A 13,495-nucleotide genomic window follows, 5' to 3' on the forward strand; every position below is an offset into this window, starting at 1 on the left:
GCCTCTACTCGGCTTCTTTTTTTTGCGCAGAGAAAAAGATGCGCTCACTGTTTGAAGTAGGCTCACTCATTTTGAAATCTGCACTTACTTCTATATTTATAAAACCAGCTTCGCCCAGCCAAGATTGATAATGGTCAATCGACCAAGTGCGCTGAGCATGCACCTCATCAAAGCGATGATATGCATCCATTTCTTCATCATAAGCAAAAAACGTAATATCATGCTCTACGCGCATGTCTGTATCGTCATAGGTGCAGTTCCAAATATATGACACGTCTTCATCAACGTAAGAAAAAGATTGATTTCCAAATACGTCCTTCATCTTGTGCACTGAATGAACATCAAATACAAAGAGCCCACCTGGTTTTAAGTGCTTATATACACGTTGAATGGTTTCTTGAACTTCTTTATCACTTTGCAAATAGTTCAAAGAATCACAAAAGATTACTACACAGTCGAACTCTTTCAATAACTCAAGTTCCGCCATGTTTTGCTGAAAAAGAGATAGCGTTACCCCTGCTTCTGCCGCCTTTTCCTGGGCTACCATAAGCATATCATCAGACAAATCAACGCCTACTACGGAGAAACCTTCTTGTGCAAATCGAACGGAGAGTTCCCCCGTGCCGCAGGCAAGGTCTAATATACTGTCAGGCTTTGTTTTCGCTTTTGCCACCTGCTGATTAAAAAATTCAGCCCAATCGTCATACGGAACGTCTGCCATTAGCTGATCATATACGTAGGCAAATTCTCCGTACCTGCTCATAGCTGTAGCTCTTCTGAACTTACAAATGGTGCATCTCCCCATAAGCGTTCTAAGTTATAATATCCGCGCTCATCTTTATGGAAAATGTGAACCACAACATCTCCAAGATCAACAAGAACCCACTTAGCCTGCTCAAATCCTTCTAAACGCTTCACAGAAATGCCTTGTTCGTGTGCTTTTTCTTTAATTTCACGAGCGATTGCCTGCACTTGTTTATCTGAGTTACCGTGACAAATAACAAAATAATCTGCCACAAGTGAGATTCCTTCCATATTTAACGCTACGATATCGATTGCTTTTTTATCGTCTGCTGCTTCTACAACAAGAGATAGCAATTCACGTTCAGTCATGTGTTTGACCTCCTAAGATTAAATCATTATATGTCATCATCGTATCGGGATAAACGGCCTGATGTTTAGTCATTAAAAAAGAAATGGTGTTTTTCAGTGATTGAATAAGTGCTGCATTTAAGTCCGTTTTAGCTAACTCCCGCACTTCATCAACACCTGGAAATCTCCTTCCGGGTTCAATGTAATCAGCAACGTACACAATTTTTTCAAGTAACGTCATGCCAGGTCTTCCGGATGTATGGTAAGCAATTGCATCCAATACTTCCTTATCCGTAATCCCTACTTCATTTCTCACTAAAAACGCGCCTACTGGAGCATGCCATAATTCGGTATTGTATTCCAATAAAGAAGGGTTCATGTTTTGATCAATAATAATTTGCTTCATCTCTTCCTTTGGACGAAACTTGGCATAGTCATGAAAAATAGCAGCCAGTTCTGCTTTTTTTTCGTCTGCTTCAAAACGCTTAGCTAATTCAATTGCTGTTTCCATTACCCCGACAGTATGAATATAACGACGTTCTGTTAACTGTTTCTTTACGATTGCTAATGCCTCAGTTCGATTCATATAATTGATTCTCCTCGATATATTGTTTAACACCAGCAGGTATAAAATAACGAATGGTTTCTTTCTTTACTACTCGTTCGCGAATAAAGGAAGAGGAGACATCAAACTGCGGAACTTCTACTTCTTTTATCGGGTAAGGGGACGTAATGGTATACCCCGGGCGTTTTACACCTACAAATGTAACCAAATTGACTAATTCATCAATTTCATACCACTTCGGCAAATATTCTACCATATCAGCACCAATGATGAAATGAAACTGATACGTTGGATATTTCTCCGTTAGTATTCTCATCGTATCATATGTATATGAAGGCTCTTTGCGCTCAAATTCAATCGGCTGCAGGATAAATTGATCATGTTCTTCAATAGCTAGCTTTAGCATTTGTAAACGATGATATGGCTCAATAGGCTCTTTGATTGTTTTATGAGGTGGAATATACGACGGCATGAACCATATCTCATCTAATTTCAAGGCATGCAAAACCTCATTTGCCATCATTAAATGCCCCAAATGAGGCGGATTGAATGTTCCACCTAAAATTCCAATACTCTTCAACAATCCCCGACTCCTTTAATTTACTTCATTTTTAAATAGAGCGGGTTTCCCCGCTCTATTTCATTTCACTTTTGGAAGCATTAACTGCTTATTTTCGCGTGATTCTTTATATAATACAATTGTATTTCCAATCACTTGTACAAGCTCTGCTTTTGTTCCTTTTGTTAATCGAGCAGCAACCGTGTCACGATCTTCGTCACAGTTTTGCAGAATGCTTACTTTTAATAATTCTCTTGCTTCTAATGCATCAGCAATTTGACCAATCATATTCTCGTTGACTCCACCTTTTCCTACTTGGAAAATTGGATTTAAATGATGTGCTTTTGAACGTAAAAAACGTTTTTGTTTACCTGTTAACATAAAAACCTCCGTTGTATCTTATCTCTTAGTTAGTGTTGAAAGAACAATGTGTTCCATTGCCTCTTCGTCAGGACGGACGTTCGTCCACTTTTCAAATGCAAGTGCACCTTGCAGTACAAACATACCGACACCGTTATGAGTGCCTGCCCCTTTTGCTTCAGCCTCTTTTAAAAGCTTTGTTTTTAAAGGGTTGTAAATAATATCGCTGACTACGGCTTCTTTTTGCAAGAAAGTAAGTGCTAAAGGCAGCTCATCAACATTAGGATACATTCCCACTGAAGTGGTATTAATAATAATATCAAATGTATCTAATTGTTTTTCTACATCAGAAATAGACATCGCCGCCGTTTTCGTCGAAAAAGGCAGCTCGTTAGCTAATACAGCTGCTTTTTCGACGGTACGATTGCATATCGCAATTACGTCGGGAGCATGCTGAGCTGCAATTGTATAAAAAATAGCTTTTGCAGCCCCTCCAGCTCCAATAATTAAAATTCTTTTTTGGGATAAGCTTCCTTCTACTGCTTTGAGTAAAGACGTCACATACCCCTCTCCGTCGGTATTGTATCCAATATAACGGCCATCTTGATTAACAACTGTATTTACAGCGCCAATTGCCTTTGCTAATGGATCGACTTCATCCAAATGCTTCATAATATCAACTTTATAAGGAATCGTGACATTAAATCCTTGAATGTTTTTATCTTTTAGCTCTCCAATGGCTGACTCAAAATGAACAGGTTCAATTGGAAAAGCTTCATAATGAGCATCCATATTCAGACGTTTAAAGGCATCATTTTGCATCAATGGCGATAGTGAATGCCCAAGCGGATAACCAACTAGCCCATATAATGTACTCAAGATTTTTTCCCCTTTTTGTTTAAATTAAAGAATCGCGCACAAATACGCCGACTCCTTTTGGTGCATGCGCCACAACTTTTGAACCTGACTCATTAACCGTCACCCAGCCAAGCCCTGAAAAAACAATATCCGTTTTTTCATTTTTTATTGTAAATTCATGTGCAACCAGTTCAGGAAACTCATCCATTTGCTCTGGGCGCGGCGGCTGAAGCAGTTCACCTGCTTGCTTTTCATACAACTCATCTGCTTTTTCAAGCTTCGTACGATGGATATGCAAATCGTTCGATACATAACATGTTAATGACTTGCGGCCTCCCTGTACATAATCTAAGCGCGCCAGTCCTCCAAAGTATAACGTTTGCCCTTCATTTAGCTGATAAATCTTCGGCTTTATTTCTTTTTTAGGAGAAATTAACTTTAAGTCGCGTTTATCTACATAGTGAGCCATTTGATGGTGATTAATAATGCCAGGCGTATCATATAAAGACGCGCCGTTATCAAGCGGGATATCAATCATATCCAGCGTTGTACCCGGATATTGAGATGTAGTAATAATATCTTTTTCTCCCGTTACTTCTTTAATAATGGCATTAATAAATGTTGATTTACCAACGTTTGTACATCCCACAACATATACATCTTTACCTTCGCGGTAATGTTCAATGGCTTCAGCAATTTCGCGAATTCCTTGTCCTTTTTGCGCGCTCATAAGGAACACATCCACTGATTTTAGCCCAAGCTCTTTCGCTTCTCGCTTCATCCAATGAATGAGTTTATTTTTCTTTATAGACTTTGGCAGTAAATCTGCTTTATTTCCCACTAAAAGAACCTTGTTATTTCCAACAAATCGATGCAAACCAGGTAACCAGCTGCCGTTAAAGTCAAAGATATCTACAACTTTTACAACCAAACCGTCCGTTTGACCAATTCCATTTAAGATTTTTAAAAAATCATCGTCTGTTAAGGAAACATCTTGTACTTCATTATAATGCTTCAAGCGAAAGCATCGCTGGCAAATAATAGCTTCTTTTTCTAGTGCTGATTTTGGAGCATAGCCAAGTTCATCCGGTCGTTCTGTTTGAATCTCCACTCCGCATCCTACGCACTGTAATTTTTCTTCACTCACGTTTTAATCCTCCCAGTTAATCATACCTTTTCGTTTCATCCAACCTAGAATTCTTCGTTCCATTTTACGGTTAAATTTCGTTACAAATCCATCTGTTTGCGCAACTGGTACAACCAAAACTGTATATACGCCGAGACGATTTCCTCCTAATACATCCGTTAAAAGCTGGTCGCCAATAACTACAACCTCATCTTTTTGCAGCTCCATATCACGAAGAGCTCTCCTAAATGCTTTACGCATCGGTTTGCGTGCTTTATATACAAATGGAAGTCCAACTGGATCTGAAAACAGCTTGACTCGTTTCTCCACATTATTCGATACAATCGTAATTTTAATTCCACTATCTTTCATTAACTGAAACCACTCAATTAATTCCGGAGTGGCATCAGGGCGATCCCATTCCACCAACGTGTTATCTAAGTCGGTAATAATTCCTTTTATTCCGCGCTCTTTCAAATCGTCTGGCTTAATTTGAAACACGTTTTTCACATGTTCATTTGGTAAAAAAAGTTTCAACACGTATCATGCACCTCGAATATATAGTTACATACTAAAATTAACGCCGTCTATCATTATAACGACTTCTTGTTATTTTCCAACCTAAAATTTTATTCTCTTCAAAAACAGGTCTTTTCTTAGTATAAAGGATATGCCTTGTGAATGCTTTAACTTTATACAGAAAGTTATTGACAAAAGGTAGCAAACCTCTATTTGTTCGTGGGCTTACGATATATTCACTCTCTGCAAACTTAAAATAAAAAATAGTGCAGAAAACGTTTATTACTTATCAAATAGGGTAAGTGGTAAACAAATTCTGTTAAAAGTTTTCGACAAAAAATGATAAGCCTAATTATGTGGATAAGTTTATACACATTATCCTCTGTTATAGTTCAGCAATTAATGGTAATTATAAACAACATACCCACATTTTATCCACCGAAAGCTGTGGATAACAGAACGATTGTTCCTTTATTTGATTCATGTTAGATTATAAATAAGGAATTTATTAGCATTTAAATATAACTTTTTAGGATATTTATTTTAGTAGGAGGTGGCGGCAATCTTATGAGAAAATTATCAGATGAGCTGCTTATTGAATCATACAGCAAAGCAACCGAACTGCAATTAAGCCCTGATTTTATAAAATTAATTGAAGAGGAAATTGAAAGAAGATCATTAAAGATTAACATACAAATTCCTTCTTAACGAATAAAAGAGCCTTCTTAATAAAAGAAAGCTGCATCTTCATTTATTTATCTACTCTTTTATTATATAGGCTCTATTTTTTCAAATGAGCAATTGGTTCTCCATACTTTACATAAGAACCTGAGTGAACGTTAGAATCAAAAGTGATTGAGTTCTTCTCAAATAATAAAATGACGGTCGAACCAAACGTGAAGTAAGCCATTTCTTCCCCTTTTTCGACTACTTCTTTTTTAGAAACCGCTTCAATGCTGTTGATAAACATGGCTCCTACTTTTACCATCAGCATGTGACCATTTTCAAACGTTAACTCCGTGAGCTTCCGGAAATTTTTCACCAGCGGTTCTTTCCCGTACTTGATTCCTAATGAATTTACTGGATAAGACTTTTGTCCAACGGTCCACGTATTCCCCACTTGGGCTTTAAGAGGACTGTGAATGCGATGATAGTCTTTCGGACTAAGATAGAGAATAATAAACTGTCCCTCTATATATTTTTCAAGAATGAGATCATTTGAAACCATTTCCTGTATAGAATAGGGTTTGTTTTTTACAATCATTTCTTTTTGAGGCGTAATGACTCCATATGCTTCTATCTTTGCATCTACAGGACTGACAACGCTGTCTTTCTGCTGATCGACCGGACGGGCAGAAGGATTCAAACGGCGAATAAATAGCTCGTGTAAGTTTTGATAGTGATGCAGAGGCTTGTCCATTTCTTCTTTATTTACTTTAAAAACTTTTGTATAGGAGGGTATAACAAACCGACTCCATTTAGAGAAAGTGAATTTTCGAATGAGCTTCGATGATCCTTGGTGATTCGTAAGCTCAATAAACGTTCGATACAGGTGCTGCAACAATAATTTTACCTCCACATACTGAATAGTTCTTTACTAGAATAAGGTTTGCGTCTACAATGAAATTACCATTATTTTTACCTTTAGTTCATTCCATCCTTTAAAGGAGTGAGGAAATTGTTTTTATTAGACTATCTAGATCATACAATTAAAAAGCTGAGATCCCAAGCGGCAAACTCCTTAACGATTGTTAATTTAAGTTTAGGAAGCTTTGCTATTTTATTTGTCATGAAAAATGAATTGAACTTAAGTTTATTACTAATTTTTTTAGCAGCGTTAGCAGACCGATTCGACGGCATGGTAGCCAGAAAGCTGCAAATTGAATCTGAACTTGGAAAACAACTGGACTCCATGTGCGATATTATATCATTTGGCATCGCTCCAGCTCTACTACTTTATCAAAGTATTTTGTCTCACTTTGGTGCTGCAGGTTCAATTGTTACCATCTGTTACATTGCTTGCGGAGCACTTCGTCTTGCCCGCTTTAACATCACAGAAAATACTGGGTATTTTACAGGGCTCCCTATTACCGCAGCAGGTTGTTTATTAACTCTTAGCTACTTGGGCGTCCCTTATTTGCCTTCACACTTTTATATGTTTTTAATTATCGTACTCGCTTGCTTGATGATTAGTACTTTCAAGCTAAAAAAAGTATAGAGCTCCATTTACTTTTACAGAGGAATATTATCATCTTGCTTCTTTTCTTAATTATAGAATAAATCATCTTCTTTAAGAAACAAAGCGAAAATTCCTTAAGAATTCTTAAAAATGAATGGTTCTATTCGGTAGGATATGTCATCTAAAAAAACTCATGCGCATGCATGAGTTTTTTTAATACCAGCAGCTAAAAAACCAATAGAAGCTTCCGAAAATTAATAACAGGACAAACAGAACAATCAACAATCCAAGTCCCCAGCCGAAGCCTCCTCCACATGGGTATGCTGGATAATTAGGATAACAGCAGCCTCCGTAACCGTACATACTCTCCCTCCTTACACTATGAACTACTACTAGCGTATGTACATACTTTTTCTCTGTATAGGCTGTTAACTATCTCTAAAGAAAAATCTGTGGACTTTTTCAAACTCTCTTGTCCCCGGGGGGAATTTTAAACGTACAGGCAAAGACATCCTTCTTTTTACATATAGTGTAATGTTAGTCTCTCACAGGTTGATATCCCCTTATGGAGGTGAAGAGATGTCTGCATTATTTACCGCACTAGGCTATTTCTTTAAAGAATTGGTTTTCCTTGTTTCCTACGTAAAAAACAATGCGTTTCCTCAACCCTTGTCTGCTGCTGAAGAAAAGAGATATTTATCTTTAATGGAACAAGGAGACCAAGAAGCGCGAAACCTTCTTATTGAACACAATCTCCGACTCGTTGCGCATATTGTTAAAAAGTTTGAAAATACGGGAGAGGATGCGGAGGATTTAATTTCAATTGGGACAATCGGTTTAATTAAAGCAATCGAAAGTTATTCGCAAGGAAAAGGAACAAAATTAGCTACTTACGCCGCACGCTGTATTGAAAATGAAATATTGATGCACTTGCGAGCGCTCAAAAAAACAAAAAAAGATGTGTCGCTGCATGATCCAATTGGCCAGGATAAAGAAGGAAATGAAATCAGTTTGATTGATGTATTAAAATCAGAATCAGACGATGTAATTGATATGATTCAACTAAATATGGAATTAGAAAAAATAAAAGAATACATCGATATCCTCGATGATCGAGAAAAGGAAGTAATTGTTGGCCGCTTCGGTTTGGATCTGCAGGATGAAAAAACCCAGCGAGAAATTGCAAAGGAATTAAATATTTCAAGAAGTTACGTTTCGCGAATTGAAAAGCGAGCGCTGATGAAAATGTTTCACGAATTTTACAGAGCCGAAAAAGAGAAAAAAAAGAGCGGAAAGAAGGATAATTAATCCTTCTTTCCGCTCTTTTTTAAAATAGTTTCCAAATAATAATCCGTAGCAAACACATCATTACTCCCCCTACTAATCATTTAGGTGGAATCTTTCTCCACAAGCAGCCATACAACGATATATCCTTTTTGATTAATCATCATTCATCCACTCCTTTCCACTGTTCAAATTAGAAATGACGATAAAACTCATACTTGCGGTCTTTTATTTCTTCTTCTAATTGTCTTACATACTGTTCATGCTTAATTTCTTCCTCTGAGTATTGACGGGACTTTATGGTAATAGTTAAAAAGAAAATGTTCAGTGTCATTACAATCACCTCCTTATACACAAAAAAGCCACAGTAATGCATAAGCATCCTGTGGCTGAAAAATAATAAAAACCACAGGGATACTATTCGCACCTGTGGTGAATTAACGTGTTTTAATGATCAAGGTAAGAAAGTTACTTGATACAGGAACACGGCCGAATAGTATACGTATATAGACGATTTTTGGACATAGTTGAAGCTGGATGATCCATAACTGATAAACGTCTTAACATATGACTCGACCTCCTTTTAATAAAGTATTTTCCTTACAATGGTAATTATATCCACGGACTCACAAAAAGTAAACTGTTTTTTTGAAAAATAGGGAATTTTTTTATTTCTTTAACCCTCATAAAAAAAAAGACGATGTATAATCGCCTTTTATATCTATTATTCTTTTTCTTTCATTAGTTCTTTTTTCAGTTTTTTAGTTTGATAACTAAAATAAAAGGCAAGGGCGGCAAAAAGAATAACGATCGCTTCCATTATTCCAAGCTGCATATCACTTTTTTCACCTTGGCCAATCATAACACCAATGTACAAGAATGTACTTACGGCTAGAAGGACGTAAATAAAGCGGCTGTAATCTTCAATTTTTGCTTTGATGTGTTGAGCTTTCATACAATCACCTTCTCAGTAGAATGTTATAACTCTACTTTATCATAGATCTATAGGTCTACGAAAATCCTATTTTTACCACCCTTATTTCAATGCCTCTTCTAAGTCTTCAATTAAATCTTCTACATCTTCAAGACCTACAGAAATACGAATTAATCCCTCTGTAATTCCTAGCTCTTTACGTCGGTCGCTCGGTATAGAAGCGTGAGTCATTTTGGCAGGAATGGAAATGAGGCTTTCAATGGCTCCTAAACTTTCTGCTAATGTAAAGTACTTCACTTTGCTCAGTACTTGTTCCGCTTTTTCTTCGCTTCCCACATCAAAAGAAACCATTCCCCCAAAACCTCTTGCCTGCTTTTTAGCAATGAGGTGGTTTGGATGGGTTTTTAATCCTGGATAATATACTTTTGTAACAGCAGGATGAGCAAGTAAAAATTCTACTATTTTCCCAGTGTTGAATTCATGTTCTTCCATTCGTATTCCTAATGTTTTAACCCCTCTCATTAAAAGCCAAGAATCTTGGGGTCCTAAAATGCCTCCAGTCGCATTTTGAATAAAATGAAGGTCTTCTGCCAATTTAGGCGAATTCACAACGGCTAGCCCTGCTACAACGTCACTGTGGCCGCCTAGATACTTAGTTGCACTGTGCAGAACAATATCCGCTCCTTTTTCGATAGGATTTTGCCAATACGGGGTACTGAATGTGTTATCAACGATGGTAAGTAAATGATGCTGTTTAGCTACTGAAGAAGCCTGCTGCAAGTCAGTTATTTTTAGGAGAGGATTTGTGGGAGTCTCGATATAAATAGCTTTTGTGTTGGGGCGAATTTCTTTCTTAATATTTTCGATGTCGCTTGTATCAATAAAACTAGCTTCAATGCCAATACGGCTCAGTACTTTTGTAATCACTCTGTACGTTCCTCCGTATACGTCATCTGTAATTAACACATGATCTCCGCTGTTAAACAGCATGAATACAGCAGTAGTAGCTGCCATACCAGATCCAAACGCAAACCCAGCATACCCTCCTTCAATTTCTTTAATAAGTTCTTCTAAGGCGTGTCGTGTAGGGTTACCGGTTCTCGAATACTCGTATCCCGTATGTTTTCCAGCTCCCTCTTGTTTGTAAGTGCTCACTTGATAAATAGGAACAGAGACAGCACCCGTCTGTTCATCGCCAACAATTCCGCCATGAATCAACTGTGTTTTACGTTTCATCTTATCTTCCTCCACCGTAAATATTTTTACTTAAGTACCGTTCGCTGCTATCGGGAAAAATGGTAACAATATGAGCGCCTTTTTCTGCATTTTTTGCTTCGAGCAGGGCTGCTTCGAAGGCTGCTCCTGAAGAACTTCCTACTAGTAAACCTTCTTTTAAAGCCAGCTCTTTTACTCTTTGAAAAGCACAAACATCTTCAACAGTATGAATAGCATTAAAATAAGACCGCTCCATATAATCAGGGATGAACTCCATTCCAATTCCTTCAGTTAAGTGAGGGCCGGATCTCCCTCCGTTTAAAATCGAACCTTCTGGCTCAACAATGACTGTTTTTAGAAAAGGATTTTTTTCTTTCAAAAATTTTGCTGTCCCCATAAATGTTCCACCCGTACCTGCTCCAGCTACAAACACGTCGATTTTTCCATCAAGCTGTTCATATATTTCTGGTCCTAAGGTTTTGTAATAAGTCATAGGATTGGCCGGATTAGCAAATTGCTGAGGACAATAAGAATCAGGTATTTCACGCAGCAGCTCTTGAGCCTTGTTTATAGCACCTTTCATACCAGCTTCAGTAGGCGTTTGAACCACCGTTGCCCCCAAAGCCTTCATAAGCTGCTGTTTTTCAATACTGAATTTTTCTGGAACACATAGTATAACGTTTATTTCGTGCTGAAGAGCAGCTAAAGCCAGCCCAATCCCCGTATTCCCAGCAGTAGGCTCAACCACCGTTCCGCCTCGCTTCAGTCTTCCAGAGCTAAGAGCTTCTTGCAGCAGTTCTTTTCCTAAGCGATCTTTTACACTTCCTCCTGGATTAACATATTCCAGTTTAGCAAATATCCTGATTTCTCTGGGTAAATCAAATTGTGTAATCTCAATCATAGGTGTGTTTCCAATCAATTCATGAACGTTTTTGGTTACCTTCATAATCTTGAACACCTCGCTATCAAATAATATAACTTAACCTATAAATAAAGTCGGAATTAAATAAAAATATAGTCTACACCCCATGTTATGACAAACGATGCAGAGTGTAGACGAAAACAAACTCTATATTTTACGAACAGCTTATTTTAATTTTGTAATAAAATTCAATACTAATTTCGTTGAGTTAACAGCCGCTTTTTCTAAAAATTGCTCAAAAGAAACATTTGATTCTTTGCCGGCGATGTCAGAAAGAGCACGAAGAATAACAAACGGTACGCCAAATTGATAGCATACTTGAGCGACAGCCGCCGCTTCCATTTCAGCTGCATACAGGTCTGGAAACTTAGAGCGAACAAACTCTACGCGCACAGGATCGTTCATGAACGAATCTCCTGTAGCAATTAGTCCTTTTACAATTTTCATATCCGTTACTTCAAGAGCGCTTTCTTCAGCAAGACGAACTAGTTTATCATCTGCTTTAAAAGCTGCAGGCAAGTTTGGCACTTGACCGTATTCATAGTTGAATACCGTTACATCTACATCATGATGACGAACTTCTGTTGAAATAACCGCATCCCCTACGTTTAACTCTGGATGGAAGCCGCCTGCTGATCCTGTGTTAATAACGTAATCAGGTTTGAACTTCTCTAGTAAGATGGCTGTAGATAACGCAGCATTTACTTTTCCAATACCTGATTTTAATAATACAACCTCCACACCGCTGATTGTTCCTGTTGAGTATTCACATCCTGCGATTACTGTTTCTTGACGATTCTCAACTTTATCGCGTAAAATCGTCACTTCTTCTTCCATTGCTCCAATGATTGCTACTTTCATTTTAAAACCTCTTTCTACTATTGTTTCGTTGCCTCCAATACCCACACAAAGTGATTAAATTGTGTAAAGGTTATGTGAAAACCATTGCTTTCAAAGATTTGCTTTAAGACGGGAATCGTTGTATAGTATTCCCTCTCTAGATCTTCTGCTAGTTGCGTATATCCTTTTTGTTTTGCCTGAACAATGGTATCAGCAAATGAATCCGCTGTTTCAAACATTGTATCAGCAAACACTATTTTACCACCGGTTTGAAGTAACTTTCCATAGTTTATCACAGCTTCTTCTTTTTCTTTATCTGTTAAATGATGAAAAGCATACGTACTAACTAAGCTCTCTGCTGGAAACAATGATGTATCAAATTGTAAAAAGTCTCCTGGTGTGACTAAAACATCTGCCCCTAATTTCTGGTGTGCCAATTGTCTCATTGGTACTGAAGGTTCAATTCCTACTACAGTCAGTTCTTTTTCTAACAGTTTTTTTGTTAGATTTCCAGTCCCTGTTCCAAATTCTATCACATGCCCTATTGAACGGTCTGCTACATATTCTAAGATTTCATTATAATTGCGAAACACTTCTCTATACTGTTCATCTTTCCCGCTTACCGATGCATCATACTCATTCGCCCACTTTTCAAAGATATCTAAAAACTCTAGCCCCATAAAAAACGCCTCCTCATAACTAATAATTCTTATGGATATAGTATGTTTTTAGCTATCGTTTGTTCTTCATTTACAAATATTTTAAGCTTTTAACTTTCTATTTGCTATACTATAGTAATGAGGTAAGGAGGTCGTAAGATGAACTTTGAATTTGAAATGATTGAAGATAAAATAGAATTTTTTGAAGCGCCTGATGTTAAAGTGCTTGAAAAACAAATTGCTGAAAAAATTGATCAAAATAAAGCGATATTACTTGAGGTGCACAGCGTATCTCATCAAATGTCTGTGGACTATGAACAAGGTAAAAAACTGTACTCTGCAGTTGTTCATTTCAAAATAAAAAAGCAGCGCTAGCGCGCTGC

The 13,495-nt window shown here is 37.4% G+C and carries 20 protein-coding genes; 4 read left to right on the plus strand and 16 right to left on the minus strand.

All coding sequences use genetic code 11. The annotated features are described in order from the left end of the window. Positions 1 to 4: 4 nt before the first annotated feature. The 8 genes from AC1D0Y_RS04050 to AC1D0Y_RS04085 are packed head-to-tail and all read right to left on the minus strand — an operon-like array spanning position 5 to position 5,097. A complete protein-coding gene (locus AC1D0Y_RS04050; RefSeq protein WP_028410611.1) occupies positions 5 to 763 on the minus strand; it encodes a class I SAM-dependent DNA methyltransferase in 759 nt (252 codons plus the stop codon). Further along, entirely contained in the window at positions 760 to 1,113 is a 354-nt protein-coding gene (gene rsfS, locus AC1D0Y_RS04055; protein ID WP_013085071.1) for a ribosome silencing factor, read from the minus strand. The genes AC1D0Y_RS04050 and rsfS overlap by 4 nt, the downstream gene beginning before the upstream one ends. Next, positions 1,106 to 1,678: a bis(5'-nucleosyl)-tetraphosphatase (symmetrical) YqeK gene (gene yqeK, locus AC1D0Y_RS04060; protein WP_028410610.1), complete on the minus strand. Its 573-nt coding sequence runs from the start codon at positions 1,676 to 1,678 to the stop codon at positions 1,106 to 1,108. The genes rsfS and yqeK overlap by 8 nt, the downstream gene beginning before the upstream one ends. After that, entirely contained in the window at positions 1,665 to 2,237 is a 573-nt protein-coding gene (locus AC1D0Y_RS04065) for a nicotinate-nucleotide adenylyltransferase (protein ID WP_028410609.1), read from the minus strand. Before AC1D0Y_RS04065 ends, yqeK begins: the two co-directional genes overlap by 14 nt. A gap of 60 nt (positions 2,238 to 2,297) precedes the next feature. Beyond that, positions 2,298 to 2,597, minus strand: coding sequence for a ribosome assembly RNA-binding protein YhbY (gene yhbY, locus AC1D0Y_RS04070; RefSeq protein ID WP_013059260.1), 300 nt, complete (start codon positions 2,595 to 2,597; stop codon positions 2,298 to 2,300). An 18-nt stretch (positions 2,598 to 2,615) separates the two neighbouring features. Next, entirely contained in the window at positions 2,616 to 3,455 is an 840-nt protein-coding gene (gene aroE, locus AC1D0Y_RS04075) for a shikimate dehydrogenase (RefSeq protein WP_477707351.1), read from the minus strand. Positions 3,456 to 3,474: 19 nt separating this feature from the next. Then, a complete protein-coding gene (gene yqeH / locus AC1D0Y_RS04080; RefSeq protein ID WP_060746214.1) occupies positions 3,475 to 4,581 on the minus strand; it encodes a ribosome biogenesis GTPase YqeH in 1,107 nt (368 codons plus the stop codon). 3 nt (positions 4,582 to 4,584) lie between these two features. Next, positions 4,585 to 5,097: a YqeG family HAD IIIA-type phosphatase gene (locus tag AC1D0Y_RS04085; protein ID WP_013059263.1), complete on the minus strand. Its 513-nt coding sequence runs from the start codon at positions 5,095 to 5,097 to the stop codon at positions 4,585 to 4,587. Positions 5,098 to 5,646: 549 nt separating this feature from the next. Here AC1D0Y_RS04085 and AC1D0Y_RS04090 point away from each other — a divergent pair. After that, complete coding sequence (locus tag AC1D0Y_RS04090) at positions 5,647 to 5,787, plus strand: sporulation histidine kinase inhibitor Sda (RefSeq protein ID WP_028410607.1); 141 nt, start codon at positions 5,647 to 5,649, stop codon at positions 5,785 to 5,787. Between the two features lie 73 nt (positions 5,788 to 5,860). Here AC1D0Y_RS04090 and AC1D0Y_RS04095 read toward each other — a convergent pair whose 3' ends face one another. Continuing rightward, a complete protein-coding gene (locus AC1D0Y_RS04095; RefSeq protein WP_028410606.1) occupies positions 5,861 to 6,643 on the minus strand; it encodes a phosphatidylserine decarboxylase in 783 nt (260 codons plus the stop codon). A gap of 114 nt (positions 6,644 to 6,757) precedes the next feature. Here AC1D0Y_RS04095 and pssA point away from each other — a divergent pair, with 114 nt between their 5' ends. Continuing rightward, on the plus strand, positions 6,758 to 7,297 hold the full coding sequence (gene pssA / locus AC1D0Y_RS04100; protein ID WP_013059266.1) for a CDP-diacylglycerol--serine O-phosphatidyltransferase: 540 nt from the start codon (positions 6,758 to 6,760) through the stop codon (positions 7,295 to 7,297). A 174-nt stretch (positions 7,298 to 7,471) separates the two neighbouring features. On the opposite strand, the gene AC1D0Y_RS04105 is transcribed toward pssA, so the two are convergent. Next, on the minus strand, positions 7,472 to 7,621 hold the full coding sequence (locus AC1D0Y_RS04105) for a hypothetical protein (protein WP_013085077.1): 150 nt from the start codon (positions 7,619 to 7,621) through the stop codon (positions 7,472 to 7,474). Between the two features lie 216 nt (positions 7,622 to 7,837). Here AC1D0Y_RS04105 and sigK point away from each other — a divergent pair, with 216 nt between their 5' ends. Then, positions 7,838 to 8,566, plus strand: a complete 729-nt coding sequence (gene sigK, locus AC1D0Y_RS04110) for an RNA polymerase sporulation sigma factor SigK (RefSeq protein WP_028410605.1) — start codon at positions 7,838 to 7,840, stop codon at positions 8,564 to 8,566. 169 nt (positions 8,567 to 8,735) lie between these two features. Here sigK and AC1D0Y_RS04115 read toward each other — a convergent pair whose 3' ends face one another. From AC1D0Y_RS04115 to AC1D0Y_RS04140, 6 genes are all read right to left on the minus strand, one after another. After that, the gene (locus tag AC1D0Y_RS04115; protein ID WP_014458165.1) at positions 8,736 to 8,876 is read right to left on the minus strand and encodes a YrzI family small protein; all 141 of its coding nucleotides are present in this window, start codon (positions 8,874 to 8,876) and stop codon (positions 8,736 to 8,738) included. A gap of 390 nt (positions 8,877 to 9,266) precedes the next feature. Then, on the minus strand, positions 9,267 to 9,497 hold the full coding sequence (locus AC1D0Y_RS04120; protein WP_013059270.1) for a YrhC family protein: 231 nt from the start codon (positions 9,495 to 9,497) through the stop codon (positions 9,267 to 9,269). Positions 9,498 to 9,578: 81 nt separating this feature from the next. After that, entirely contained in the window at positions 9,579 to 10,712 is a 1,134-nt protein-coding gene (locus AC1D0Y_RS04125; protein WP_028410604.1) for a bifunctional cystathionine gamma-lyase/homocysteine desulfhydrase, read from the minus strand. Position 10,713: 1 nt separating this feature from the next. Then, positions 10,714 to 11,637: a PLP-dependent cysteine synthase family protein gene (locus AC1D0Y_RS04130; RefSeq protein ID WP_028410603.1), complete on the minus strand. Its 924-nt coding sequence runs from the start codon at positions 11,635 to 11,637 to the stop codon at positions 10,714 to 10,716. 141 nt (positions 11,638 to 11,778) lie between these two features. Further along, positions 11,779 to 12,474, minus strand: coding sequence for a 5'-methylthioadenosine/S-adenosylhomocysteine nucleosidase (gene mtnN, locus AC1D0Y_RS04135; protein ID WP_477707352.1), 696 nt, complete (start codon positions 12,472 to 12,474; stop codon positions 11,779 to 11,781). A 17-nt stretch (positions 12,475 to 12,491) separates the two neighbouring features. Continuing rightward, a complete protein-coding gene (locus tag AC1D0Y_RS04140; protein WP_013059274.1) occupies positions 12,492 to 13,133 on the minus strand; it encodes a class I SAM-dependent methyltransferase in 642 nt (213 codons plus the stop codon). A 138-nt stretch (positions 13,134 to 13,271) separates the two neighbouring features. On the opposite strand from AC1D0Y_RS04140, the gene AC1D0Y_RS04145 reads away from it, so the two are divergent. Next, on the plus strand, positions 13,272 to 13,487 hold the full coding sequence (locus AC1D0Y_RS04145) for a YrzA family protein (protein WP_014458162.1): 216 nt from the start codon (positions 13,272 to 13,274) through the stop codon (positions 13,485 to 13,487). Positions 13,488 to 13,495: the final 8 nt, after the last annotated feature.

The sequence above is a fragment of the Priestia sp. P1_B12_1 genome (genome assembly GCF_056406695.1).